This window comes from Nitrosospira sp. TNL200 (assembly GCF_055386305.1).
This window is the reverse complement of record NZ_AP041003.1, coordinates 1,389,140-1,413,205: the sequence shown is the minus strand read 5'-3', so window position 1 is coordinate 1,413,205 and position 24,066 is coordinate 1,389,140. Positions and strand designations below refer to the sequence as shown.

At 56.1% G+C, this 24,066-nt stretch carries 20 protein-coding genes and 1 pseudogene; 7 read left to right on the top strand and 14 right to left on the bottom strand.

Translation table 11 applies throughout. The annotated features are described in order from the left end of the window. Positions 1–103 precede the first annotated feature (103 nt). Together ACZ5CE_RS06255 and ACZ5CE_RS06250 are read left to right on the top strand one after the other, a co-directional pair. Complete coding sequence (locus tag ACZ5CE_RS06255) at positions 104–886, top strand: cytochrome c4 (protein WP_464577002.1); 783 nt, start codon at positions 104–106, stop codon at positions 884–886. Then, positions 883–2,214, top strand: coding sequence for a c-type cytochrome (locus ACZ5CE_RS06250; protein ID WP_464577000.1), 1,332 nt, complete (start codon positions 883–885; stop codon positions 2,212–2,214). The genes ACZ5CE_RS06255 and ACZ5CE_RS06250 overlap by 4 nt, the downstream gene beginning before the upstream one ends. Positions 2,215–2,518: 304 nt before the next feature. Here ACZ5CE_RS06250 and ACZ5CE_RS06245 read toward each other — a convergent pair. After that, positions 2,519–3,454, bottom strand: a pseudogene (locus ACZ5CE_RS06245) (SulP family inorganic anion transporter); the annotation flags it as partial. Between the two features lie 684 nt (positions 3,455–4,138). Then, positions 4,139–6,352 (bottom strand): TonB-dependent receptor family protein, encoded by a 2,214-nt coding sequence (locus ACZ5CE_RS06240; protein WP_464576998.1) that lies wholly within the window; start codon positions 6,350–6,352, stop codon positions 4,139–4,141. 65 nt (positions 6,353–6,417) lie between these two features. On the opposite strand from ACZ5CE_RS06240, the gene ACZ5CE_RS06235 reads away from it, so the two are divergent. Next, the gene (locus ACZ5CE_RS06235) at positions 6,418–6,672 is read left to right on the top strand and encodes a hypothetical protein (RefSeq protein ID WP_464576996.1); all 255 of its coding nucleotides are present in this window, start codon (positions 6,418–6,420) and stop codon (positions 6,670–6,672) included. A 158-nt stretch (positions 6,673–6,830) separates the two neighbouring features. Here ACZ5CE_RS06235 and ACZ5CE_RS06230 read toward each other — a convergent pair whose 3' ends face one another. The 7 genes from ACZ5CE_RS06230 to ACZ5CE_RS06200 form a co-directional block, all read right to left on the bottom strand. Beyond that, positions 6,831–7,337, bottom strand: coding sequence for a cupin domain-containing protein (locus ACZ5CE_RS06230; protein ID WP_464576994.1), 507 nt, complete (start codon positions 7,335–7,337; stop codon positions 6,831–6,833). Positions 7,338–7,834: 497 nt separating this feature from the next. Continuing rightward, positions 7,835–8,215: a hypothetical protein gene (locus ACZ5CE_RS06225; protein WP_464576992.1), complete on the bottom strand. Its 381-nt coding sequence runs from the start codon at positions 8,213–8,215 to the stop codon at positions 7,835–7,837. Positions 8,216–8,382: 167 nt separating this feature from the next. Beyond that, a complete protein-coding gene (locus tag ACZ5CE_RS06220; protein WP_464576990.1) occupies positions 8,383–9,102 on the bottom strand; it encodes a hypothetical protein in 720 nt (239 codons plus the stop codon). A gap of 148 nt (positions 9,103–9,250) precedes the next feature. Then, positions 9,251–9,691 carry a hypothetical protein gene (locus ACZ5CE_RS06215; protein WP_464576988.1) on the bottom strand — a complete coding sequence of 147 codons (441 nt, stop codon included), beginning with the start codon at positions 9,689–9,691 and terminating at the stop codon, positions 9,251–9,253. Between the two features lie 479 nt (positions 9,692–10,170). Continuing rightward, entirely contained in the window at positions 10,171–11,130 is a 960-nt protein-coding gene (locus ACZ5CE_RS06210) for a metal ABC transporter permease (protein ID WP_464576986.1), read from the bottom strand. Further along, positions 11,130–11,963, bottom strand: a complete 834-nt coding sequence (locus ACZ5CE_RS06205) for a metal ABC transporter ATP-binding protein (protein WP_464576985.1) — start codon at positions 11,961–11,963, stop codon at positions 11,130–11,132. Before ACZ5CE_RS06205 ends, ACZ5CE_RS06210 begins: the two co-directional genes overlap by 1 nt. Continuing rightward, a complete protein-coding gene (locus ACZ5CE_RS06200; RefSeq protein ID WP_464576983.1) occupies positions 11,935–12,924 on the bottom strand; it encodes a metal ABC transporter substrate-binding protein in 990 nt (329 codons plus the stop codon). Before ACZ5CE_RS06200 ends, ACZ5CE_RS06205 begins: the two co-directional genes overlap by 29 nt. Positions 12,925–13,215: 291 nt before the next feature. On the opposite strand from ACZ5CE_RS06200, the gene ACZ5CE_RS06195 reads away from it, so the two are divergent. The 3 genes from ACZ5CE_RS06195 (at position 13,216) to ACZ5CE_RS06185 (ending at position 17,037) form a co-directional block, all read left to right on the top strand. Beyond that, a complete protein-coding gene (locus ACZ5CE_RS06195) occupies positions 13,216–15,549 on the top strand; it encodes a TonB-dependent receptor (protein WP_464576981.1) in 2,334 nt (777 codons plus the stop codon). Between the two features lie 231 nt (positions 15,550–15,780). After that, positions 15,781–16,242 carry a nickel-responsive transcriptional regulator NikR gene (gene nikR / locus ACZ5CE_RS06190; RefSeq protein ID WP_464576980.1) on the top strand — a complete coding sequence of 154 codons (462 nt, stop codon included), beginning with the start codon at positions 15,781–15,783 and terminating at the stop codon, positions 16,240–16,242. 36 nt (positions 16,243–16,278) lie between these two features. After that, the gene (locus tag ACZ5CE_RS06185; protein ID WP_464576978.1) at positions 16,279–17,037 is read left to right on the top strand and encodes a carbonic anhydrase; all 759 of its coding nucleotides are present in this window, start codon (positions 16,279–16,281) and stop codon (positions 17,035–17,037) included. Between the two features lie 106 nt (positions 17,038–17,143). Here ACZ5CE_RS06185 and ftsB read toward each other — a convergent pair whose 3' ends face one another. The 5 genes from ftsB to tadA all read right to left on the bottom strand — a co-directional run bounded on the left by ftsB (position 17,144) and on the right by tadA (position 22,006). Further along, positions 17,144–17,449: a cell division protein FtsB gene (ftsB, locus tag ACZ5CE_RS06180; RefSeq protein ID WP_464576976.1), complete on the bottom strand. Its 306-nt coding sequence runs from the start codon at positions 17,447–17,449 to the stop codon at positions 17,144–17,146. A gap of 47 nt (positions 17,450–17,496) precedes the next feature. Further along, positions 17,497–18,780 carry a phosphopyruvate hydratase gene (eno, locus tag ACZ5CE_RS06175; RefSeq protein WP_464576975.1) on the bottom strand — a complete coding sequence of 428 codons (1,284 nt, stop codon included), beginning with the start codon at positions 18,778–18,780 and terminating at the stop codon, positions 17,497–17,499. Between the two features lie 214 nt (positions 18,781–18,994). Continuing rightward, positions 18,995–20,680, bottom strand: a complete 1,686-nt coding sequence (locus ACZ5CE_RS06170) for a CTP synthase (protein WP_464576973.1) — start codon at positions 20,678–20,680, stop codon at positions 18,995–18,997. 355 nt (positions 20,681–21,035) lie between these two features. After that, the gene (locus tag ACZ5CE_RS06165; RefSeq protein ID WP_464576971.1) at positions 21,036–21,515 is read right to left on the bottom strand and encodes a L,D-transpeptidase family protein; all 480 of its coding nucleotides are present in this window, start codon (positions 21,513–21,515) and stop codon (positions 21,036–21,038) included. Further along, positions 21,512–22,006: a tRNA adenosine(34) deaminase TadA gene (tadA, locus tag ACZ5CE_RS06160; RefSeq protein ID WP_464577446.1), complete on the bottom strand. Its 495-nt coding sequence runs from the start codon at positions 22,004–22,006 to the stop codon at positions 21,512–21,514. Before tadA ends, ACZ5CE_RS06165 begins: the two co-directional genes overlap by 4 nt. A 903-nt stretch (positions 22,007–22,909) precedes the next feature. On the opposite strand from tadA, the gene ACZ5CE_RS06155 reads away from it, so the two are divergent. Then, complete coding sequence (locus ACZ5CE_RS06155; RefSeq protein ID WP_464576969.1) at positions 22,910–23,854, top strand: DUF5996 family protein; 945 nt, start codon at positions 22,910–22,912, stop codon at positions 23,852–23,854. The last annotated feature ends 212 nt before the right edge of the window (positions 23,855–24,066 follow it).

Below are 24,066 nucleotides of genomic sequence, written 5' to 3'. Positions count from 1 at the left end.
GCGCGACGGTGGCTTTGCGGAATCCCTACTCACGGATCAACCCCGTTAGCCCTGATCCAGAATAATTTGCATGCGAGTGAGGGGAAAATCGAGAACAGAAAAGATGGTAAAAAAATCTGTATTGCTTTTTTTCCTGGTTTTGGCGGCCGTGCCTGGGCTGGCTCTGGCGAGGCCAGATCTGCCCGATATTCCTTCCGCCATCATCCCGGTCAACGCGCCCGACACGATGGCAGAAAGGGTAAAGGCCTGCACCGTTTGCCACGGCCCGGAGGACAAGGAAGGCAGGGATGCCTACTATCCGCGTATCGCAGGCAAACCGGAAGGCTACCTGTTCAATCAGTTGCGCAATTTCCGGGATGGAAAACGCCACTACCGGCCGATGGCATTGCTGCTGGAGGATTTACCCGACCGATACCTGCGCGAAATGGCGGCGTATTTCTCATCCTTGCGGCAGGCGTTTCCACCCCCGGAGCCGATGAACCTCTCCTCTTCCGAAATCAGGCTGGCACGCAGGCTGATCACCCAGGGTGACCCAGCCCGAAAAATTCCCGGATGTGTGGAATGCCATGGGAAGGACCTGATGGGTACGGCGCCCTATATCCCGGGTTTGCTGGGCCTGCCACGCGTTTATATTATCGCGCAATTCGGAAACTGGCAAAACGGCGGCCTGATGCGCGGCCAGACTCCCGACTGCATGTCGGAAATCGCGAAGCAGCTCTCGACGGATGAAGCAGGTATGATCGCAGCCTGGCTGGCAGCGCAACCTGTACCGGAGGCGCTCATGAAGAGGCCGGACACAGTAGCTACCCTGCCGGAAAAGCTGTCCCGGCGCTGCAGCAGCATCCTTCTGCCGTCCGGTACGCTCCCCCCTGGAACCATCCAATGAAACGCACTGTCATCGCCTCTCTGGCAGGAGCAGCCATAAGCCTGGCCATATGGCTCGCGCCTGAAGGCCGCTCCTCCATTCATGCGCAACCCTCGCAGGCGCTAATGGCACCCATAGTGGAGGAGCAGGCAGACACTGCGGCACAGCCGGCATTGGCGGGCCTGGTCAGCCGCGGGGCCTATCTCGCGCGCGCAGGCAACTGCATGGGTTGCCATACGGCCCGGGCCGGAGATGGAGCGGCTGGCCGCCCGTATGCGGGGGGCCACATTCTCGCCACCTCTATCGGAACATTTGTTACTCCGAACATCACTCCCGATACCGAGACCGGTATCGGTGGCTGGAGCGAAGAAGATTTCTGGCAGGCGCTGAATGCGGGTAAGTCACGAAACGGCGCGCCGCTGTATCCAGCCTTCCCCTACACCGACTATACAAAAGTGACGCGTGAGGACGCGAATGCAATCTTTGCCTACCTCCAGTCGCTGCCACCGGTAGTGCAGCACAATGCATCCAACCGAATCGATTTTCCTTTCAATTTCAGGTCGCTTCTATATATCTGGCGCGCACTCTATTTCACTCAAGGGGTATATCGTCCTGCTTCCGGAGAAAGCGATGAATGGAATCGTGGCGCCTATCTGGTACAAGGGCTCGGCCATTGCAATGCCTGCCACACAACCCGAAATCCACTGGGCGCAAGCCAGGGAAACGTGCTGGGCGGCGGTCAGATCATGGGATCAAACTGGTATGCGCCTTCGCTGACGTCATTCCAGGAGGTCAGCACGGCCGACTGGACCATTCCGGAAATCATGCGATTGCTGAAGACAGGACTGTCATCGCGGGCAGTGACTACCGGACCAATGGCCAGTGTCATCAGCGACAGCCTGCAGCACCTCACCGACGCCGACGCGCGCGCGATGGCGATATATCTCAAGTCGCTTCCTCCGGGCGCACCTTATTCGCGGGGCGCCGCCCCGGCGCTGACCGAGGAAGTGGACAAGCAGCTCCGGCGCGGCGGGGAAATCTACGAGACCCACTGCCTCGACTGCCACGGAAACTTCGGACAGGGGCAGCCCGGAGTCTATCCCGCGCTGGCAGGGAATCGCGGCATTACGCTCGCCTCCCCCATCAACGCCATACGCAGCATCCTCAATGGCGGCTACGCGCCGGTAACCGCCAGCAATCCCCGTCCCTATGGCATGCCGCCATTTGCGCAAATCCTTCCTGACGAAGAAATTGCCCTGGTCTTGTCGTACATCCGCAACGCCTGGGGAAACCGCGGCAGCATGGTTACTGCGGTGCACGTCGACCGAAGCCGGAAGGGGGCGCAATAACCGCAGAAAATTCAAGAGGCAGGAATAGCTGCGGCCGCTCTCAGTCCACGCCCCCATTGGAGGAAAACCGTTTCAGGTACTTCCTGATTATGACCAGGCCGGGTATCTTCCCGGCCTGGTTGAACACGACATAGTTGATCAGGCCATGCACTGCGAGGGCAATCAACAGGCCTTCGAAGATCCCCATCTTGTAGACCAGCAGGGCGCAGGCTACCGCAAGCATCAATGCGTACTGGCCGTAATGCGCCACGCGCCACAATCCTGCAATCATTTTCCATCCTGAAAAAATCATGATCGCCGCCAGCGAAAACTTCGGCAGGTATTCGAGATACGCCGTGTTTAGAACAAAGAAAGTGACAACGATCGCGATGACCAGCACCGAAAATTTGGTCATCGCTCCGGCCAGCTTGTTCGTGGTGCTTTTGGCCAGGCCATCGAGATTGGTCATCCCCCCAAAGAAACTCGAACCCATGTTGGCTATCCAGATCGCGAGCAGGCTGTTGTTGGTATTGCACTTGCGCCCCAGCGGATCTATTTTCTCGATGGCTGCATTGCTCATCACCTGCTCGATGACGTTGATGACCGCCAGCATGGCGGCGAAACCCACGACGTATAGCCAGGTCAGCGCTCCGCTGAAATTCGGTACCGGCAACTCGAGCCCGAGATCCACGTCATCCACATGCACCATCGGCATTGGCAAATAGCGCGCCAGCACGATGCTTGCGCCAACAAGCAGAAAATAAGGCACGGCGGGCTGGGTATTCTGCAGCCTGGAAAACAGCCATGCGAAAATGGCAAAGCCGGATATCGATATGAGCATCATCTGGATTCGGGCAGCATTCCAGAATATATCGGCGGTTTCCAGCTCGGGGGGGATTTCATAAGTAAAGGTGAAAAACTTGACAGCTATCGTCAAGCCAATTTCCGCCAGTAGCCCTTCCACCAGATAACTGGGGACGGCCAGCAGAATATAGCGCTGCCAATTGAATTTCCATATCAATGCCTGCAGGCTGGCAGTCAGGAAAATGACAAATGCCATGTTCTCGATTCCAAAGCTCGCAATGCCCAATGCCAGGACGGAGGCCAGTCCTGCGGCAACGCCGGGCACGCCGACGAAGTTGCCCGGTTTGAAAAAGGCACAAACCCAGCCTACCAGGCAGGCGAATACCACGGTGAAGAGGGCAACCTTGATGGGATAATCCGACATCAACGCGATCCCGACAGATAGCGGAACCGCCATTGCTCCCGTTATGATTCCCGCCAGCAAGTCCCGCGCAAAGAACCGCATCTGGAAGGCCGGCGATACCGATCGAGGAGTAGCTGGCGCCGAGCGCCTGGGCGTCCTGCCCGCAAAATCGCGGTTTTGCAAAGGAACGGGGATTCCCCGGCTTCCCGGCGAGGACATGTTATCGCCTTCCGGGCGAACTGCCCGGTAATTCGAGCCGAAATCCGGCGTCGGCGACCCCGGGTATCCGGGGAAACGCGGGACCTTTACCGCCGTATCCCGGTATCGTTTCCGGGCTGCAGCATGAGAAGAAATTTTTCAAGCTGTGCATAGCATCGATATGTTTCGGCCTTGGCTGAGCCATGGCCAGCATCTACTGTCCGTGAGCCTTCCGGCGTTGGGTTGGTGGAGGAAGATGGGTTGTTTTATCGGAAAAGCAGGAGAACCGCTTTCATTATTTCCACTCCTTCCAGTAATACTTCATTTTCAAATAGTGATAAAAAAACCCAGTTTAAAACCGGGTTTCCCACAGTATACCGGCAAATCCCTGGTTGCGTCAGCGGTATTATCTGCAAAATGGTTTTCCGCTGCACCGCTAACTTCCCTCATGACTCTCGATTTGATCACCCGCGCGCGGCAAGGTTCGTTCCTCTCATGAACTTTCTGGCAAAGTCGGAACAAGTGTTAACGGACCCCGGATTAAAAAACATAGCTGGCGTTGATTCCCACCATGTAATTGCGTCCCGGTGCTGGTTCGTAGAACCGTCCGTTGCTCTCGTTGACGATAACCGATCCCACATACCGGGTATCCGAAATATTGTCGATCCGGACAAACTCGCTGAACTTCCACTTGCCGTGCTGATGGGTATAGGCAACCCGCATATTTGCCAGAATATACTGTTTTGCAGCTTCCGCATTGATGTCATTCGCGAAAATCCTGTCCCGGTAAATGGCTTCCAGCACCGCTGAAAAGCCGGGCAGCCCCCGTCGCCATGCGAGCTCCCCATAGGCGGTGTTGCGTGGCACCCCAGGCAGGAAATTGCCCGCAGCCACGGTTGCCATGGGTGACGATGGCGAGGAGCGGTAGCTGTAGGCATCGCGGAAAGTGGCGTGGAGATAGGTATAGGAGAAATAAGCAGAGAGACTGGACCCGAAACGGGAATCGGCGGAAAGTTCGACCCCATGCCGCATGGTGTCAGACGCGTTCTGAAATGTTGCCCGGCCGCCGGAATTGGTGGCAGGCAGAATCTCGCCGGAAACGCGTGTTTCGAAAAACGCGAGATTGATGCGCGTAGTATCCGCCGCCAGCCATTTGAGACCTGCCTCGATATTGTTGCTCCTGCTGGGGCGCAAGGCAAAGTTGAGGCCGCTCGCGCCATCCGGCCGGTAGCCGAGCTCCGCAAAAGTGGGCGTTTCGAATCCCCTGCCGGTGCTGACATACAGATTGAGCATGGGAGTGGCTTCATATAAAAGCCCCAGCACCGGATTCAGGTTGCGATAACTTATGCTGCCGCTGTCATCGGGATTGCCGGGGCCGATAAAAAAGTCCTGTGAACTGAACTTCACCTCAGTATTGCGAAGCCCGGCTGAAAGCCGCCAGGTGGGCAGGAATTGCCATTCGCCCTGGATATACTGGCTGAAACTGGTGACAGTGTTGTTCTCGTTGCGGCGCAAATCGCCCCGGACGCCCAGGACGGAGCCGGAAAAATTTTCGAATCCCTTGCGCCGCTCTCTGGAGCCCTCGTAGCCGATACCCGTGGTCAGCGTCAGCGGCCGGGGGCCTTCGCCGCGGTATGTCCACCTCAACCCCAATCCACCAAATTCACGGTCCAGATCGACTACGCCGCCCGAATTGGTCACCGGAATCTGCGCGCCGGCGGGCACCGCAAGAAACTGGAGAATCTGCCTGGTCCCGGCATAACCGATCAGCTTGATGGAATGCGCAGCGGAAAACCGGTAATCGTAGACTACGCCGCCCTGGGTATTGTCGATGCTTTTTCGCGTGTTGAACAAGGTTGCGGTGGCGTTGGCCTGCCGCGGATTGGCGATGACCTCGGCGCGCGAAAGGCCCAGCGGATCCAGCGTATTTCCCTGGTGAAGTTCGTTGGCGACCAGCGTCAGCACGGCGTCCTGGCCGAAACGATGGGTCAGCTTGGCGCTGGCCTGGTAACGCGTCGCGGCGCTATGTTCGCGATAGCCGCTGGTCTGGAAGCGGGAAATATCGGCCATGTAATTGAAAGGCCCGGGTGCCGCGCCCGCGCCTGGACCGCCGATTCCACCCAGCGTGCCGCCGAGCTTGATCTCACCCCGGCTGGTGCCGTAACTTCCGCCCAGCAGCGAACCGGACAATGTCGTGCCCGATGGTCCATCCTCGGTGAATGCCTGTATCACGCCACCCGAAGCATTGCCGTGGATGGCGGAGAACGGGCCGCGCAAGACCTCGATGCGTTTCACCGAGCCCAGGTTGATGGTAGCCGCCTGGCCCTGTCCGTCCGGCATGCTGGCGGGAATATCATCCACCACTATCCGTATTCCCCGAATGCCAAATGTGGATCGGGCGCCAAAGCCGCGGCTCGATACCTGCAGGTCCTGCGCATAGTTCTGCCGGTTCTGAATGACCAGCCCCGGGATACGGGACAGCGCTTCCGTGAGATTGACCCGCGGCTGGGCTTCTTGGATGACGGAGCCTTCCACCGCATCGACGGACATGGGCAGCATGAAGCTCGATTGCTCCACCCGCGTCCCGGTAACGACAACCGGGTTGAGCGCCGGGACAGCCGGCTCAACCGTGGCAGACCCCGCAGATGGCGAAGCCTGTTCCTGCTGTGCGAAGGTAAAGCCGGAGGCCAGCAGCAGCGTAGTGATACCCGTCGTGATGCTGGCGCACAGCCCGTGGTTGTGCCGATCGATCAAATCGCCTTTACATCTCCCTAAAGCTGATATAGCATTGAGACGCATTCTCATTGTGGAGATGAAAAATGAGTACTGAGGCACCTACGGACATACAAGCGTTTGAAGCCTGCGGAACCGCGTTGAAAGCCCTGGCGGTCGCCCTGGGCTGGCAGATAGACCCCGTGCGCCTGCATGCGGATCTCCAGGCCATGGCTGAGCTCGCGAGACAAAAAGGACAGGGAGCCTCGGCCGGCATGATAGACGAAATGGCTAACGCGGTGAAGACTCAGCTGCTCACCACCAGGATGAGCATAGAGCGCACCATCATTCCCTTGCGCTGATTGGACCCAACGTCTCCGTCCCTGCTTCCATTCCCGCCCTGGACAGAAGGTTTATTGTTTGTGGCAAGGCTGGAATACAGGAAGCCGTAACAGCAAACCAGTGACCCATCCGGCCAGGATGAACTCCGCGGCGCAGCGCCGCTTTCAATCAAGCCGCTTCAGTGCGCGTGCGGGGGTGGCACGGAACCGTCCTGGTCGTAGGTCGTCAGCTTTGCTCCCGTCGGAGCAATAATGGTGGCGATCAGGCGCGCCGGTACCGTTTTGCTGGGGTTTTCCATATACGAATGGACGCTTCCTGGCGGCTCATTCCAGCTATCGCCGGCGCGATATTCTATCACTTCCCCATTGTTGAGCTGGGAGCGAACCGTGCCTTCAAGCACGTGCACGAATACGACACCGGCATGGCGATGGCTGCTGGTGCTGGCTTCGGGTGCCAGGTATACCATGAAGGCGGTCAGCGTCTGCTTGGGATCGTCTGGCAGAATCTGCGCGGTCACGGCCATGAGTGTGACTCCCACCGATTTTGTATCTCTTGCGCCAGAAGCGCCAGAACGCGCATCATCTGCATTCGCCATTCCCGCAACCGAAAGGAAACCCGCCATTATCGATGCCGCGAGCAGCCTGGCATATACCATGATATTGGATTCAACCAATCTGAATTTCATCGACCCTCCTCCTCGACAGTTTTCATATCACCATAGCCGCTAGCCGGGCCAAGGATCTGTTCAGCGCTTCCTAAAGCGTCGCTTCAAACGGGAATCACTCGACGGTTAAAAGCATTTTCCAGTTTATCACGGCTTAATAACCGATAGATAATCAGGTTTTATATTCCCGCAACGATCTGCTATTTTTAGGGTGCGGCGCAACATTGGCCGTAACACGGATAACGGAAGAACGATCGATTGAATGGGAGAATGGGATAGAGGTTCGTGAGATAGCCTGGCAGATGCCGGAAAAACCCTTGCGCGCGTCGCCATCGCATGGGTGCCGGGCGGCAGCGAAGCTAGCACCGAGATGAAAAGACAGTACCAGCGGCGCGGCAATCCTTGGCGCAGCAAAACGGGTTTGTGTCAGGGACACAGTCGAGCCAGCACCGAAAAGCGATCAAACCTTATCGGGATATCACCCGAGCGCTCAAAACCAGGTATCCGGGGCTTGCGCCCTAGCCCATTTTCCGTCCGGGGCGCAGCACCAGACCTGATTTAGGCGATGTAAAGAATGCTCGCCAATCACACCACCCCAGGCCGCCTACATGGTGCCGCCTGCCGTACCGCCTGCGGCCAACCTTCTTTTGATGAGCCGGGGTGCGGGGGTATCTGCTGTCGCTGATTCGAAAATCAAGCCAGTATTCATTCTTCGCCGGCAGGCCATGCTCCCATGTGCCTCGCCCACCGCCCCAGGTCTGGGCATCGTCCGATGCATTCAGCAGCCACAAATAGGCTCGCTTCAGCCACTTTGCACGGAAGCGAGTCCCTGCCAGATCCGTGTAGCCGCCCAAATAGTACAGCGTCCATGAGGCTGCCCATCCGATGAATTTGCGCATGACTTTCTCTCGAAAAATTCGTGCTGCGGCGAAAACCGCAGTGGGAAATATCATACGAGCATGGATGCTGCCAGCAATTGGACTCTGGTACTAAGAATGGTCTGCGAACTCCTGACAAAGGGCTAAAAAAGGACTGAGCGTATTGCGACGCCCTCTTCTCACTTCTCTTATTTCCCTGAAGCCGGACGAATGAAAGTCAGCGTGGCGCGGTGGCGTACCGCCTCATAGTTTTTTCCTTCAAATTCCCCCGGCTGGGTTTCCCGGTGAATGACCTCAAGCACATATTGTCCCGTCGACCCGGTTGATATCGTCGCCTCCCCGTTTTCATCCGTGGTTTGCTCTTGAGTGGAAAGATTCGGGCCATGTATTTTGATCGTGGCTTTTACCAATGGCGAATTGTGGAAATAAACGGTGAACGTCCTGGATGCACTTCCATTCGTCGACTCCGGCAGGATATCGAGGCCAAGCTCCGGCTTGCCTGGCGCCTTTACTTCAAATGAACTATAGCGGGCGTAAAACATTGGCTTGACAACGCCATGTCCGTTCTTGCTCCAGTCCTTGACTTCATATCCGCGCTCTTCGGCGATCACGGTCGATGCGCCATGCCGGATTACGCCAAGATCGAAATGATCGGCTCGCCGGGTTACTTCCAGCGCCTTACGCTTGCCGCCCGCCTCTATGGTCCATGCTTGCGGTTTTTTGATTTCATCCAGCCTTCCCGGACTTTTCTCCCTTTCTCCTTCCTGGTATTCGCCGAAAAAAAGACGGGATTGATGCGACCCATCCTGTTCGATCCATATGTAATGCGCGGAGGCGGGAAGCGCGGCAAAAAGCGCGGCAAACACAAAGAAAATAAACCGGGTGCAGGAAATGGCATTGGTTGGCACGATTACTCCTTTCAGAAAATAAGGAACCGTATTGGATTGTCAGGAACCAGGACCATATATCTATTATTACACAAGCCAGCTACTGTACAGGGTATCAGGAACGGAGAGCAAAAACCATTCCGCCTTCTGCGAACCGCCGCTGCGCCGATCAATAATTTGGATTCTGCATCATCTGCGTATTTGGATTTTGCATCATTTGCGGTGTCGCTGGGGCGGGAGGTGAAGAATCCACCTTGCTTCTTGCCGCGGTCGCATCCGCGTTGACTTTCTGGATCGCCTCGTTTATTTGCGTCTGTTCGGCGTTTGCCGCGTGGTTGATTGCCGCCGCATCTGCATTGGCTTCCTTGATCAGGCAGTCATTATATGACTGCAACTGCTTTTGCCAGACATTGACCAAGCCAATGCTCCGGTTATACGCCTCCGGGTTCGTCGATTCGATGACTGGGGCCTCAGGCCGGGCGCCACATCCGCGGGGTGCCCAGCTTCCGTTCTCCAGCGCTCCCGCATGCGCCGCCAGGGAAGCACCCGCTGCCAATCCGGTAGAGGTGGTAATGAGAAGGACTTGCTTCATCGTTTTGAATATCGTCATGTATCTCCTCCAAAAATATTCATTCTGCTTATTTTTCCCGGCTCTTCATTCTTAAGGAAGCGCTGAACAAATCCTCACTGAGCGCGTTGCTGGTAAAATCGGGATGATCATAAGGCACGCGACGCAGGTCGTAGCTTGGACTACGATGCCAAGGAGCGCAACGCGGTGAGCGCCCGATTTTACCGCAACCCTCCTGGGGCGGGGCTTTGCGAGCGGTCTGCCTTGTCAGGCTCCTGGCGAAGGGGATCAACCATTCGCGTCGTCACCTTTCGCGCATCCCATCCCGCAAAGCCACCGCCGCGCCAGCGGAGATTTATTCAGCGCTTCCTTAAAGCAGCGCCGAGAGGAGCATATCATTATACGCTCGGGCGTACGTAAGGAGATTTTAGAAGTGAATGGCGGACAGCAGATGTTGAAATCATGCCGCGTCTCAACCCATATCTCTGGATTGCGGCCCCCGACAGGAAGTCGAAGTGATGCTAAAGGGGCTTGCGAGCCGGCTCTCGTGGCTTTGGCGTGCCAAAGCCTTCGTCTTCCGCCGATTTGGCCGATTCGAGATGGGCTTCGGTATGGGGATGCGAATGGATCAGATCGCCGTGGCGATGAAGAGTCACGCTCAGCGCGAATTTTTGCTGCACGAGCTTCGTCAGTCCCGCCAGGCAGAATAACAGCGCGCCAAACAATACGATGGCCGCTCCTGAGGCAACATTGAAAATATAGCTCAAATACATGCCGGTGACACCGGTCACGGCGCCGATAAGGCAGGCATAGAGCAACATGCGGCTGAAGCTGTCTGTAATCATGCGGGCAGTCATTGCAGGCGCAATCAAGGTAGCTGCAATCATGGTGACGCCGACCACGTTCATGGAAGCAATGACGGATAGCGTAAGAAGCAGCGAAAAGATCAGATGGACGGCCCCGGTCCTGATTCCGAATACCCGTGCCGCCTCATTGTCGAAGGTGGAAAACAGCAACGGGCGATACAGCAAAACGACGGCAGCGATATTGATCGCGGTAACGCTGCCAATGACGACCAGATCGCCATGGGTAATTCCGAGAATATTGCCGAACAACGCCGCTTCGAAGCTCAACCCGGAAGTGCGCGCCTGGCTGATGATAGCAACGCCAAAGGCGAACATGGCCGTCGTGACGATGCCAATAGCCGCATCCAGCTTGACCTTGCCGCTCCTGGTGATCCGGTCTATCAGCAGCGCGGCAACCAGTCCCATTACCGCCGCACCGGCATAAAAATTGAGGTTCAGGAAAAAACCGGCTACCGCACCGCCAAATGCGGCATGAGACAGTCCATGCCCCACGTAGCTCATGCCCCGCAGTATCACGTACACGCCGATCAGGCCGCATAGCGCGCCGATCATCAGCGCCGCCAGCAGGGCATGCCTGAAGAATTCATATTCCAGCGGTTCGAGGAGAATTTCCATTACTGGGCATCTCCCCTGAAACGCAGCGGGGTATTGTTGGCGATGAGGAAATGGCCCTCATGCCTGACTATGACGATATCTCCGCCATAGGTCCTGGTCAGGATATCGGCGGTGAAAATATCCTGTGGCCGGCCCTGGGCTACGATGCCGTTATTGAAGCAGATCACCCATGGCAAATGGGAGGCTACCGCGTTCAGATCGTGCGTGGTGAGCAGAATGGTGATGCCTTCACTGTTGATATCGCCTAGAAGATGCAGCACTTCATGCTGAGTCTTGATGTCTACGCCTGAAGTAGGCTCATCCAGCACCACGAGCCGGGGATTGCTGATCAGCGCACGCGCGAGAAATGCTCGCTGGCGCTGGCCGCCGGAGGTATGCACGATGTGGTGGCGCAGGCAATCGTGGATTCCCAGCCGATGCGCGAGGTCGCGGACTCGCCGGCGCTCTTCCCTGCTGGGCCAGGGCCAGACGCGCCCGCTGGTGTAGAGGCCCATCAGTATGACTTCTTCCACTGTGACAGGAAAACTCCAGTCCACGCTCCCCAGTTGCGGCACATAACCGACCAGGCCTGGCCGGATAGTGGCTGCGGCCTGCCCGGCCACACGCACTTCGCCCGAAAAGGCCGGCATGGTGCCGAGGATGATCTTGAGCAGCGTGGTCTTGCCGCATCCCGTAGGGCCGACAATACCGGCGAATTGACCGGCGTGAATATCCAGCGACAGGCGGGTAAAGACGACATTATGCTCGTAGCCCGCGCTCACCCCGGTCAGGCTTACCGCAGGCTTCGCCCCAGGATCTCCTGGGTCAAGGCGCGATATTGCTCGTGTCGACATTCGCCACGCAACCGTCATTGCCACCCAGCGCTGCCGTCATGATCGCCATGTTATTGGCCATCATGCCGATAAACGAATCATTCGGCGCCGCAGGCAACTCGTCATCCGAAAGCTCATCGATGAACTTGACGCCGGTTTCCCGGGCAATCTGGGCCATGACTTTGCTCGGAAAAACCTCGGAACCGAAAATTGCCGGTATTTTTTCCTTCTTTATCTGCTTGATGATCCGCGCGACATCCCTGGGACCCGGTTCCGAAAAATCGGATGGCTGAATGGCCGCGACCACCTCCATGCCGTAGCGCGGGGCAAAATAGGCAAATGAGTCGTGATAAGTGACCAGCTTGCGATTTTGCGGAGATATGGTATTGACACATTTGAAGATCGCCTGGTCCAGTCCTCGCAATTTGACCAGATAGGCGTCGGTATTTTTTTCATAGCTATCGCGATGGGCAGGATCGAGCGCGGCTAGGGCATCCCGCGTTATTTCCGCATACCTCATCGCCAGCGCGATATTGGGCCACAAATGAGGGTTCGGATGCCCGTGCTCGCGCGGAAAGCTGAAATCATACCGCCAGTCTTCCTTGCGCAGGGTGCGATTGCCAAGCTTCAGGATGGAAACACCGGATTTTTTTACCTTTTCTGCCAGCTTCACCGTAGGCAATTCCAGATCCAATCCGTTCAGGATAATGATATCCGCAGCCTGCAGGATTTTAGCGTCGGCCGGCGTCGGTTCGAAGGTATGGGAATCAGTTCCATCGGGAACGACCCCTGTCACCTCGGCGTAAGTGCCCGCCACGTTCCGGACAATATTGGTGATGGGCGCGACAGTAGTAACAACACGGATCGTTTTATTCGGGTCGGCCGCCTGAGTCACGCTGGAGAGCAGAAACGGCAGCAACGCCAGCAGGAAAATGAAGGGTCTGATGGGTCTGATGAAAAACCGGGTTATCAATCCATTCATGGTTGTTCCAACTCGCACCAAATGCCGACGTGCTAGTTTAGCGCCCTCGTCGAAATATGAAAAGATATAAATATTTCATACATTCGATAACGTATGATAATATTTTAAAAATTCATACGATTATCCTGTCGCTTTGAATTCTGGGAATTTCTTCATCGCTGAGTGAAGAACCGGTGTGAACGCGAGCGCCATAGGCGGATAAGGCGCGCGAACGCTGGAATATAAATTTGAGAAGGCCGCTGGCTGCCAGCCTCGTGCCGGACATGAGAATAATAATCTTCCGGGTGCAATGTGCCTCTGAGCAGAACGTCGGGAATCACGTCCTGGTCTAATACCGGGATATCCACTCTATCCATCCTTGTACCATTGCTGGTTTTTTCCCCAGGCGGAATCGACGCTTATGCGCAAGAGGTTCCAGGCGCATCGGTAAAACCCGAAATGCCGCCTGAACGCGCTGATCCAGTAGAGAAACAGGACTCATCCGCCACCGTTCAACTCGCCGATACCGTCTCGCAGGATGCCATGCGTCCGGATAAAATGCGAAACAACCAGGCAACTGCGGAACCTGTGGTCAAGCTCAAGGAAGTGGTGATACTGGGCAAAGAGCGCGGGACCAGCCTTGTTGGCGAAACCCAATCCGCGTCTCAAGGATTCATTGGCCAGGAGCAGATTAAAAATCGTCCGCTGTCACGCGTCGCCGAAGTGGTGGAGTTCATTCCCGGCATGATTGCCACCCAGCATAGTGGCGATGGAAAAGCCAACCAGTATTTCCTGCGCGGATTCAATCTCGATCATGGCACCGATTTCGCCACATTTGTTGACGGGGTACCCATCAACCTGCCTAGCCATGCCCATGGGCAGGGCTACATGGACCTCAATGGCCTGATTCCGGAACTGATAGACAATGTTCAATATGGGAAAGGACCTTATTATGCAGATCAGGGAGATTTTTCCGCGGCGGGCCACGCCAAGATTACCACCTTCAACTCGCTTCCCCAGGGATTTGCCAAGTTTACCGGTGGCTCTTTCGGCTTCTACCGAGGGGTGGCGGCGAATTCAAATAGGGTAGGAGGTGGTGATGTTCTCTACGCCATCGACGTGAATACGTATAACGGTCCCTGGGTGTTGCCTGAACATGCTCTCAAATTCAACGGCATGCTCAAGTATAGTGTCGACTATGGCAACTGGGGCGCAAGCATCGGAGCTCACGCATATCACGCAAAATGGCGCCCAACCAACCAGATTCCGCTATTTGCGGTAACTGAAGGCCTCATCAATCGCTTCGGAAACATAGATCCCACCGACAATGGCGAAACCGGGCGCTATACGCTTCATGGCAACTGGTGGCAAAAAGAAAAGGACTACCGCCGGGAAGCTTCGTTTTATCTGGTCAAGTACAATCTCAACCTCACGTCCGACTTCAGCGGTTTCGTCAATTCGGTCGCCGACAACATAGTGCTTCCCGGCGGAATAATTCCCAGCGACCAGGTGAATCAAACGGAATCCCGCATCTATTTTGGCGGCAGGGCGCAGCAAAGCTGGTTGAGCAAAATAGCTGGTTTCGATATGGAGAATACTCTTGGGATTCAGGTCCGCAATGATTTGAACCATGTATTGCTGAACAATTCCAATCGTGGAGTCGTTTATCATAATGTGAGCAGGGATCAGGTCACCGAAGCCAGTGTCGGCTTGTATCTGCAAAATCAGACATTCTGGTTGCCCAAACTCCGAACCATTGCGGGTCTGCGTGGCGACATCTTCAATTTCAACGTACATGCCTATACCGTTCCCCAAAACTCCGGCAACAAAACGGATGGACTGGTGAGCCCCAAGCTCAGTGTTGTTCTAGGGCCTTGGTATAACAGCGAGATTTACTTTAATATCGGTGAAGGTTACCATTCCAACGATGCCCGCGGCGTCACCGCGACGGTCAATACCAATCAGATTGGCAACAATAATTTTGCGCCTCAATTGGCCGCCAACGGGCTTGTGCGCGCGAAAGGCGCGGAGGTGGGTTTCCGTACCGAAGCTATCGCAGGTTTAAAGTCAACACTGGCAATCTGGTATCTGCATTCGGCGTCGGAACTGGTATTCAGTGGAGATGCAGGCACCACGGAAACGAGTGGCGCCAGCACCCGCTACGGTATTGAATGGGCCAACTTTTACAGGCCCTCCAAGTGGCTGATCCTCGACGCCGATTTCTCGTTTACTCATGCACGCTACGACCAGGCTCAACTGAACCAGGCTAGCGATCCCGCAAACCAGGCGTATGGATTTCATATCCCCAATGCTGTGGGACGCACCATAAGCGCAGGCGCGACCTTGAATCTGTCGCATAACCTGTTTGCCACGCTTCGTTTGCGCCATTTTGGCAATGTATCGGTGGATACCAATAATCCTGTCAAACCCTACAGTACGACGATCGTCAATCTCTCGACCGGATATGAGCTGGCCAGAAGATTCAGGATCCAGCTCGATGTATTGAATCTGCTCAATGCCAAAAACTTCGATATCGCATACTACTATGGATACCAGACGAGTCCATCGGCCATGGCGAGGGATGGTCTTGTCTTCCACCCGATTGAATCGCGCATGTATCGTGTCAATCTGACATATCAGTTTTAAAATTGGCGCTCCTTCCTTGGGAGTACATGGACGAGACTCGCAAATCCGCTCCATAAAAATTAATCCATATTTACCGCTGCAAGCCGGAAATCAATCACAAATCATGCAACGCGGGTATAACTCCATGGTAAGCTTCCTCAATGCCGACATTCCATATGTAAATGGGAAGCTCTCTTCCATGTCGATGACAGTTACGTCAGCAGGCTGCTGAAATACTGAATATTATGTACCATGGAACGCCTTACCATATCGCTCGACAACCAGCTCTGTGAGCAGTTTGACCAATTCATACGCGCGCGCGGGTACACCAATCGCTCGGAGGCGATGCGCGACCTGATACGCGAAGAACTGGAGGCCGCGCGCCTGGACAAGGGAAGCGAGGGACACTGTATCGCCACTCTCAGCTACATCTACAATCACCACGAGACCGATCTCGCCAGCCGCGTTACCGCGGTGCAGCATGACCATCACGACTTGACGCTGTCCAGCATGCACGTGCATATGGATCACGACAACTGCCTGGAGGTGGTCATTCTCCGCGGCGATATCCGAAGCGTCGAAAGTTTCGCCAATACGGTGATGGCGACTCGTGGCGTCCGGCACGGCAAGCTGCATATGGTGCCGGTAGAAATCAGGCACGAGCAGCATTCTTCCTCCTCCGTGCCCCATACGCACAGCAACCCCCTCACCTGATCCCATAACCAGATCATAGCGCGGAACGGAATACGCATGTGCAATGCGCATGATAGGGACGACAAGGCCAACGGGATTGCCGCGGCTTCCTATGACCGGCGACGGTTTCTCAGGACGGCAGCCGCCGTGAGTTTCGGGACAGCGCTTGCCGCGGCCGCGGCAGGAACAGGATTTGCCGCAAAAAAGAAGGGGCCGCTGCCTGAAAATATCATAGCGCCGGATGCCGCGCTGGAAAGATTGATGGCTGGCAACAACCGGTATGTATCGGGACAATCCAGGCCACTGAATTTTACGGACGAACGCGCCCTGCTGGTTGGCGGACAGAACCCTTATGCATGCATATTGAGCTGTTCCGATTCGAGAGTAAGCCCGGAGTTCTGCTTTGACGAGCAGCGGGGCGACCTGTTCGTGGCGCGCGTAGCCGGCAATTATCTAACGACGGATTTTGTAGCCACCCTGGAGTATGCGGTTGCCGTGCTGCATGCACCCCTGATCATGGTGCTGGGCCATCAAGGCTGCGGAGCGGTGGATGCCGCCATCAAGGCGGTGCAAAACAACGAGCAGTTTCCCGGCCACATCCAGTCCCTGGCAAGCGCGCTGGCCCCCGCGGTCAGGGCTGCCAAAAACATGCCCGGCGAACTGTTCGGCAACACAGTCAAGGTGAATGTCATCCGTACGGCGGAAAAACTGAGGAAACAGCCGCCCATTCTGAGCAGACTGGCCTCAGAGGGGAAAATACTTGTAGCGGGCGGCGTTTACAATCTTGAAACGGGAAAGGTCGACCTGGTCACCTGAGCACAGCCGTTTCGCTGCCGGCTCGCATTCCGCGCATTCCGCCCGGATTTACCCTCAACGCGTTTAGCGATGGCCCATCCAGGAGTTTCCGAAGAAAGAATGGAGCTCATCGCGAGGCCTCCTTCTCCTTGCCTTCTTTTCCCCCCTCCAGTATGTGGACAAAGACCTCTTCCTTCCTGATCATTCCCAGCTCGCTCCGGGCACGCTCCTCGATAGCTTCATGGCCCTGCTTGAGGTCCCGCACCTCCGCATCCAGCGCGGCGTTGCGGATTTGAAGCTCCTGGTTGATTTCGTGTTGCGTCCGTATCTGCTGGCCGACCTCGCGTACCTTGAGCCAACTGCCCTTCCCCAGCCACAACGGATACTGCAGCAGGACAATAAAAGCAACCAGCACAAAACTCAATACTTTCACAGGGCATCCAATGGTCAGCTATCCGCTTGCCTGCAGTTCTCGCAAGATTACCTCAACTGATAGTATGCCCCTCGTCCGGGATAGCTTGCGGCATCCCCGAGGTCTTCCTCGATTCGCAGCAGTTGATTGTATTTCGCCAGGCGATCGGAACGGGAGAGCGAGCCGGCCTTGATCTGCAGCACATTGGTGGCTACCGCGATATCCGCGATGGTGGTGTCTTCCGTTTCTCCCGAACGGTGAGAGATCACCGCTGTGTAGCCTGCGCGCTTGGCGGTTTCTATGGCCGAAAAGGTTTCGCTGAGCGTGCCTATCTGATTCGGCTTGATCAGGATCGAGTTTCCGATTCCCTGCGCGATGCCTTCCTTCAGGATTCCGGTATTCGTGACGAAGATGTCGTCTCCCACCAACTGCACGGATTTTCCCAGTTTCCCGGTTAGAAACCGCCAGCCATCCCAGTCGTGCTCGCTCATCCCATCCTCAATGCTGAGGATGGGATATTTTCCCACCCAGGTACCGAGGTAGTCGGCAAACTGCTCCGGCGTGAGGGTCAAGCCATCCGCGGCAAGATGATACTGGCCGTCCCTGAAAAACTCGGAACTGGCGCAATCCACCCCTATCGCCACGTCGGGCCCGGGCATATAACCCGCCCGCTCGATCGCCTCCACCAGCAATTGCAATGCAGCCTCATTATTGGGCAGGCTGGGCGCGAACCCGCCTTCGTCTCCCACCGCCGTATTCATGCCCTTGTTGTCCAGCATCCCTCTCAATGTATGAAAGACCTCGGCCCCGCACCGCAGCGCTTCCCTGAAGCTTTGCGCTCCCAGTGGGATGATGACGAATTCCTGCATGTCCAGCTTGTTATTGGCATGGGCGCCGCCATTGATGATGTTCATCATCGGCACTGGCATCGACATGGGGCCCGCTCCGCCCAGATACCGGTATAGCGGCAATCCGGATTCCTCTGCCGCGGCTTTCGCTACCGCCAGCGAAACCGCGAGCACGGCGTTGGCGCCCAGCCTTGATTTATTGCCGGTTCCATCGAGATCGGTCAATGTCTGGTCAATAAAAAACTGCTCCATCGCATCCAGCCCCATGATGGCCTCGGCGATCTCGGTATTGACGTTCTCCACGGCCTTCAATACTCCCTTGCCAAAATAGCGCTGCGCATCTCCATCCCGCAGTTCCATCGCTTCCCGGGTTCCCACGGAGGCGCCAGAAGGCACGGCCGCCCTGCCCATCACGCCGGATTCGAGCAATACATCCGCCTCGACGGTAGGGTTTCCCCGTGAATCAAGAATTTCGCGCGCGATAACATCTACAATTGCACTCATGCTATTTTTCCCTGGTCGTTTATGAATTATTTTTGTTGCTTGATAGTTTGAATATCTGGAGACTGGAGACGCTTTATTGCAAAAAGCGTTTTGGCTCTCACAGGCATATACCCCGGAGATAAAAAGAGCCGGTATTCGATATTCCGGTCTGTATGGCTAGCTCATTCGCTTCCTGCCGAACAGGGAGTCGCCTCGACGACGCCAAATTCATGGATTATGCTTGTGCGATATTTTTTAACCTGCCGGAAGCCGTGGATTCAGCCGTATTGCGCTTGCGCGCAAAATCGACCGCGGCCTGGATGAAGGCCGTGAACAGCGGGTGGCCCGCCTTGGGAGTGGAGGTAAATTCCGGGTGAAACTGGCAGGCGACAAACCAGGGATGCTCGGCTTGCTGCAGTTCTACCATTTCGCATAACGACTCTCCCGCGGAAACCGCGCTTATGCGCAGCCCTGCCTGTTCCAGGCGGGGGATGTATTCATTGTTGACTTCATAGCGATGGCGGTGCCGTTCGACGATTTTCTCCATCCCATATATATGACGCACCAGCGTTTCTGTTTTCAACAGGCACTCCTGCCCGCCCAGACGCATGGTGCCTCCCAGGTCGGACCCTACGGAGCGGACTTCCAACCCGCCTTCACGGTTACGCCACTCCGTGGTAAGCGCGATGACAGGATAGGATGTGTCAGGACCAAATTCCGTGCTATGCGCGCCCTTCATTCCGGCTTTATTGCGCGCATACTCGATTACCGCCAGTTGCATGCCGAGACAAATGCCAAGATAAGGTATACGGTTTTCGCGCGCGTGGCGGATGGCCATGATCTTGCCTTCCACCCCTCGCTTGCCGAAACCGCCTGGCACGAGTATCGCGTCCATGCCCGAAAGGCAATCCGTCCCCGCTTTTTCGATGCTTTCGGAATCGGTGTAATGGATATTGATGCGCGTGCGCGTGTGGATCCCTGCATGGGTCAGCGCCTCCGACAGGGATTTATAGGACTCCTTCAGATCCACATACTTTCCCACCAGCGCGATTTCTATCGTCCGTTCCGGATGCTCCAGCGCATAGACCAGATTTTTCCAGGTACTGAGATCCGCTGCCTTTGCCAGAATGCTCAGCTTGTGGCATACGATTTCATCCAGCATCTGGTCGTGCAGCAACCCGGGGATCTTGTAAATGCTGTCCACATCCACTGCCAGGATCACTGCTTCTTCGCGCACATTGGTGAACAGCGCGATCTTGCGCCGTTCGTCGGTGGGCAATTCACGCTCGGCACGGCACAGCACCACGTCCGGTTGAATGCCGATTTCGCGCAACTCTTTCACGGAATGCTGGGTAGGTTTGGTTTTCAATTCCCCCGCCGTCGCGATATAAGGCAGCAACGTCAGGTGGACGAAACAGGTGTCCTCTCGCGGCAGTTGCACCGCCATTTGCCGGATGGCTTCCAGGAAAGGCAGCGATTCGATGTCGCCGACGGTCCCTCCTATCTCGACAATCGCGACCTGCGCATCGCCCGCCCCGGCCTTGATATGCAGCTTGATTTCATCGGTGATGTGCGGAATGACCTGGACGGTGCCGCCCAGGTAATCGCCTCGCCGCTCCTTCTTGATAACGCTTTCGTAAATCTGGCCGGTGGTGAAGTTGTTGCGCTTGCTCATCCGCGAGCTGATAAAACGCTCGTAATGCCCCAGATCGAGATCGGTTTCCGCCCCATCCTCGGTGACAAATACTTCACCATGCTGGAACGGGCTCATGGTGCCGGGATCCACGTTGATATAGGGGTCCAGCTTGAGCAGAGTAACTTTGATTCCGCGCGTTTCAAGTATGGCTGCGAGAGAAGCGGCCGCGATGCCCTTCCCGAGGGAAGATACGACGCCACCCGTCACGAATACATACTTTGTCATAGCTCCCAATGATACCGCAAAAGGCTCTTCCGAACAAATAACCTCAATAGCAACATGGTTTTTATCCTGTGAAATCCAGCCCCATGGCTCTTCCGGTCGCGCTTGCCTTCCCCGGTGTCCAGAAACTCTTCCTCAAACAACAGCAACCTTGCCAAGCCACCCATTATACTTGCCATTTGTTACAGCCTTGCCGGAACCGGTAAAGTGTGGCGCAGTCTATCAAAGCCCGCGCCACCATACCGCACCCATGGTCGAATATCGGCCGATTCCGCTCCGACCACCCTTTTTTATGACTGCACGGTTCATGGCTGGTGTGGATTGTGGAGACGATGTGCTGGATGCTCCAGAATGCCTGTCAGCAGCCAATATCGACCTCGGTCCCGGCATCCACCAGGTCGAACAATTCCACCAGATCCCGGTTGCGCATCCGGATGCAGCCGATGGACCCCGGCTTGCCCATCTCCACACTATCCGGACTTCCGTGGATATAGATATAGCGGCGCATCGTATCCACCGCGCCCAGCCGGTTGAAGCCGGGCTCGCGTCCCGAAAGCCACAGGATGCGGGTCAGGATCCAGTCGCGGCGGGGGAAGGCAGCGCCCAGTTCGGGGCTGTAGATCTCGCCCGTAGGACGCCGCCGCACGAATACGGTATTGACCGGCTGCCCGGCCCCAACCTTGGCACGAATGATGTGCCTGCCCAGGGGCGTGCGGAAGCTGCCGCGCTGCTGCCCGGTGCCATACCGGGCGGAAGAGATGCGGTAGCGCCTGAGAATATCCCCACTGTCGTCCAGGATATCAAGTTCCTGGGAAGGAATATGGATGATGATTTTCATCCGCACCCCTGATGCGCATTCATTCCCGTCCGGCGGCGGTCCGCGAAAAATTGCCTCAGCATCCTGGCGCACTCCTCTGCCAGCACTCCGCTCGCGACCTGCACATGATGATTGAGCCGCCCCTCCGCGGGCAGGTCTATCACGCTGCCGCAGGCGCCGGTCTTGGAGTCGGGCGCGCCATAGACCAGCCGTGCGATGCGGGCGTGGAAGATCGCGCCCACGCACATGGCGCAGGGTTCGAGCGTGACATAGAGCGTACAGCCGCCCAGGCGATAATTGCCCAGGCAGCGCGCCGCCTCGCGCAATGCCATGACTTCCGCATGCGCGGTAGGATCCACCGCCGAGATGGGACGATTATATCCCTGCCCGACGACCAGCCCATCTTTCACTATGATGGCGCCGACAGGCACCTCGCCCGCCTCCCGCCCCGCCTCTGCAAGCTCGAGCGCAGAACGCATGAAATCAGTATCGCCCGGGTCAGGTTTGTTCATTTTGGACATAAAAATTCCCATGGAGACATCGCCCACAGCTTCATAACGCCGGAATAGTTCAGGACAGGCCTGGATTGAGGAAGCTCTCATTAAGGATGCTCTCAAGCATTCATTGAACGCGATATCCTCATCCTGCATTACAAATGTCCGAATGCATGATCCTTGATGATGTAGCGAAAAGAAAATCCTGTATTTTAACAGGGAGAACCGGAAAAATTGGCCCAAGAAGAATGATTACCTCCTGTTAAATACATCAAAAACTTATCGTCGCAGCGTTAACCGAGTTAGATCAAAATCTTGGCAGGCACCGCAAGAAGATCGCCTGGACTTATCTTCCAATTTCAAGAAGATGATTTCTTGCTATTCGAAACAATCCGGTCTATAAAAAATATTGTGATGGATACATCGACCAGACAGCAAAACTGGTTGGTTTTCTCGAACAAGCAAGGAGGATTTTGAATATGCCTAAATCCACGAAAAAGAAATTGAAATCCCTCATACCTCTCAAAGGCCAGGATCGGGAGCGAATGGGCCGTTTATTCGAAGAAATCACGGGCAAAGTGCAGGAAATGAGCGCCATAATGAATCGGCTACATGGGACGCCGGTTCATTGGTCAAATTTCAGAATCTCATCTTCAGGCTCACCGGAAACGGACGGCCCTTCCGTACTTATAGTCGTGTGCAACGAAGATACGGGAGAATGCGGCTGCTACGATCATGAAGCGGGAACATGCGGGCCTTGCCCGGATCTCGGCTGACACAGTTTCACAGTGTGCTGATAGCGGATGAGCAGCCGGTCCGCCTGTCCACGGCGATCGGCCTGTATCCGAGGGTCAAATGGTTAATCGACGACGCGCGCGATGACAGCATGATGCAGTGTCTCTTGATTGAAGAGGAACGATCATGACAGCAGAAAACGTGCCCGATACACGCGATGCATGGCCAGAACTGCAACCGCTGGAAAACTGGCAGGATACCTGCAGCACCGTCCACATGTGGACACAGATCGCCGGCAAAATCCGGCTGACGCTCTCTCCGCATATCAATCATTGCTGGGGTAGCACGCTGTACGTCGCCTCGCGTGGCCTGACGACCTCGCCTGTTCCCTATGGGTCTTTCACGTTCGCCATCGATTTCGACTTTGTCGAACACAGGCTGCTCATCACCACCTCGTCAGGGGAACAGCGGGCATTTCCTCTGGGTCCCATGACCGTGGCCGAGTTCTACCGCAAAATCATGCGGGCGCTGGACGAACTGGATATCCACGTCAGGATCCTCGCCCGGCCGGTCGAAATGGAAGTGGCGATACCCTTCGAGAAAGATACTCAGCATGCAAGCTACGATGCCGATGCCGTCAATCGCTTCTGGCGGGCGCTGGTGCAGGCCGACCGCGTCCTGAAGGAGTTCAGGGCGGGATTCATAGGCAAGGCAAGTCCGGTACACTTTTTCTGGGGAGCGTTCGACCTGGCGGCGACGCGTTTTTCCGGAAGAACCGCGCCGAAGCATCCGGGCGGAGCGCCCAACGTCGCGGCGTGGGTAATGGAAGAAGCCTATTCGCATGAAGTGTCCAGCGCCGGCTTCTGGGCGGGTGCCGGCCTGGGCGAAGCGGCCTTCTATGCCTACGCTTATCCGACTCCTCCCGGCTTCGACAGCTACCCGGTCCAACCGCAGGCCGCCTATTTCCATGAAAAACTGGGTGAATTCATCCTTCCCTATGAAGCCGTGCGCACCGCGGAGCAACCTGATCGGGCATTGTTCTCGTTTCTGCAGACCACCTACGATGCCGCCGCCACCTTGGCGCATTGGGACCGGGCGGCACTGGAACGCAGCCCTCCCTCCACGCCATAAACTCACGGGAATGCATCCCACCCTTCCGTAGCGCAAGGCGGAAGCATGCTGCATGGAAGACGGCGCGGTAGCCGTGCCGCGCCTGTCTCTCCCATGCATGCAACGATTGCTGACGTCACCCGGTAACATTCATCGCAACCTTGGCTTCGAAGTAGCCGAACCCTAGCTCGCTACTCATGACTCAAGTGAGCAACCACTTGATAGATAACTGC

What these genes read in the sequence shown, in the direction of transcription:
- ACZ5CE_RS06255 (WP_464577002.1), top strand. Translation starts at nt 104, where the DNA reads ATGGTAAAAAAATCTGTATTGCTTTTTTTCCTGGTTTTGGCGGCCGTG.
- ACZ5CE_RS06250 (WP_464577000.1), top strand. Translation starts at nt 883, where the DNA reads ATGAAACGCACTGTCATCGCCTCTCTGGCAGGAGCAGCCATAAGCCTG.
- ACZ5CE_RS06235 (WP_464576996.1), top strand. Translation starts at nt 6,418, where the DNA reads ATGAGTACTGAGGCACCTACGGACATACAAGCGTTTGAAGCCTGCGGA.
- ACZ5CE_RS06230 (WP_464576994.1), bottom strand. Translation starts at nt 7,337, where the DNA reads ATGAAATTCAGATTGGTTGAATCCAATATCATGGTATATGCCAGGCTG.
- ACZ5CE_RS06225 (WP_464576992.1), bottom strand. Translation starts at nt 8,215, where the DNA reads ATGCGCAAATTCATCGGATGGGCAGCCTCATGGACGCTGTACTATTTG.
- ACZ5CE_RS06215 (WP_464576988.1), bottom strand. Translation starts at nt 9,691, where the DNA reads ATGACGATATTCAAAACGATGAAGCAAGTCCTTCTCATTACCACCTCT.
- ACZ5CE_RS06210 (WP_464576986.1), bottom strand. Translation starts at nt 11,130, where the DNA reads ATGGAAATTCTCCTCGAACCGCTGGAATATGAATTCTTCAGGCATGCC.
- ACZ5CE_RS06205 (WP_464576985.1), bottom strand. Translation starts at nt 11,963, where the DNA reads ATGTCGACACGAGCAATATCGCGCCTTGACCCAGGAGATCCTGGGGCG.
- ACZ5CE_RS06200 (WP_464576983.1), bottom strand. Translation starts at nt 12,924, where the DNA reads ATGAATGGATTGATAACCCGGTTTTTCATCAGACCCATCAGACCCTTC.
- nikR (WP_464576980.1), top strand. Translation starts at nt 15,781, where the DNA reads ATGGAACGCCTTACCATATCGCTCGACAACCAGCTCTGTGAGCAGTTT.
- ACZ5CE_RS06185 (WP_464576978.1), top strand. Translation starts at nt 16,279, where the DNA reads ATGTGCAATGCGCATGATAGGGACGACAAGGCCAACGGGATTGCCGCG.
- eno (WP_464576975.1), bottom strand. Translation starts at nt 18,780, where the DNA reads ATGAGTGCAATTGTAGATGTTATCGCGCGCGAAATTCTTGATTCACGG.
- ACZ5CE_RS06170 (WP_464576973.1), bottom strand. Translation starts at nt 20,680, where the DNA reads ATGACAAAGTATGTATTCGTGACGGGTGGCGTCGTATCTTCCCTCGGG.
- ACZ5CE_RS06165 (WP_464576971.1), bottom strand. Translation starts at nt 21,515, where the DNA reads ATGAAAATCATCATCCATATTCCTTCCCAGGAACTTGATATCCTGGAC.
- tadA (WP_464577446.1), bottom strand. Translation starts at nt 22,006, where the DNA reads ATGAACAAACCTGACCCGGGCGATACTGATTTCATGCGTTCTGCGCTC.
- ACZ5CE_RS06155 (WP_464576969.1), top strand. Translation starts at nt 22,910, where the DNA reads ATGACAGCAGAAAACGTGCCCGATACACGCGATGCATGGCCAGAACTG.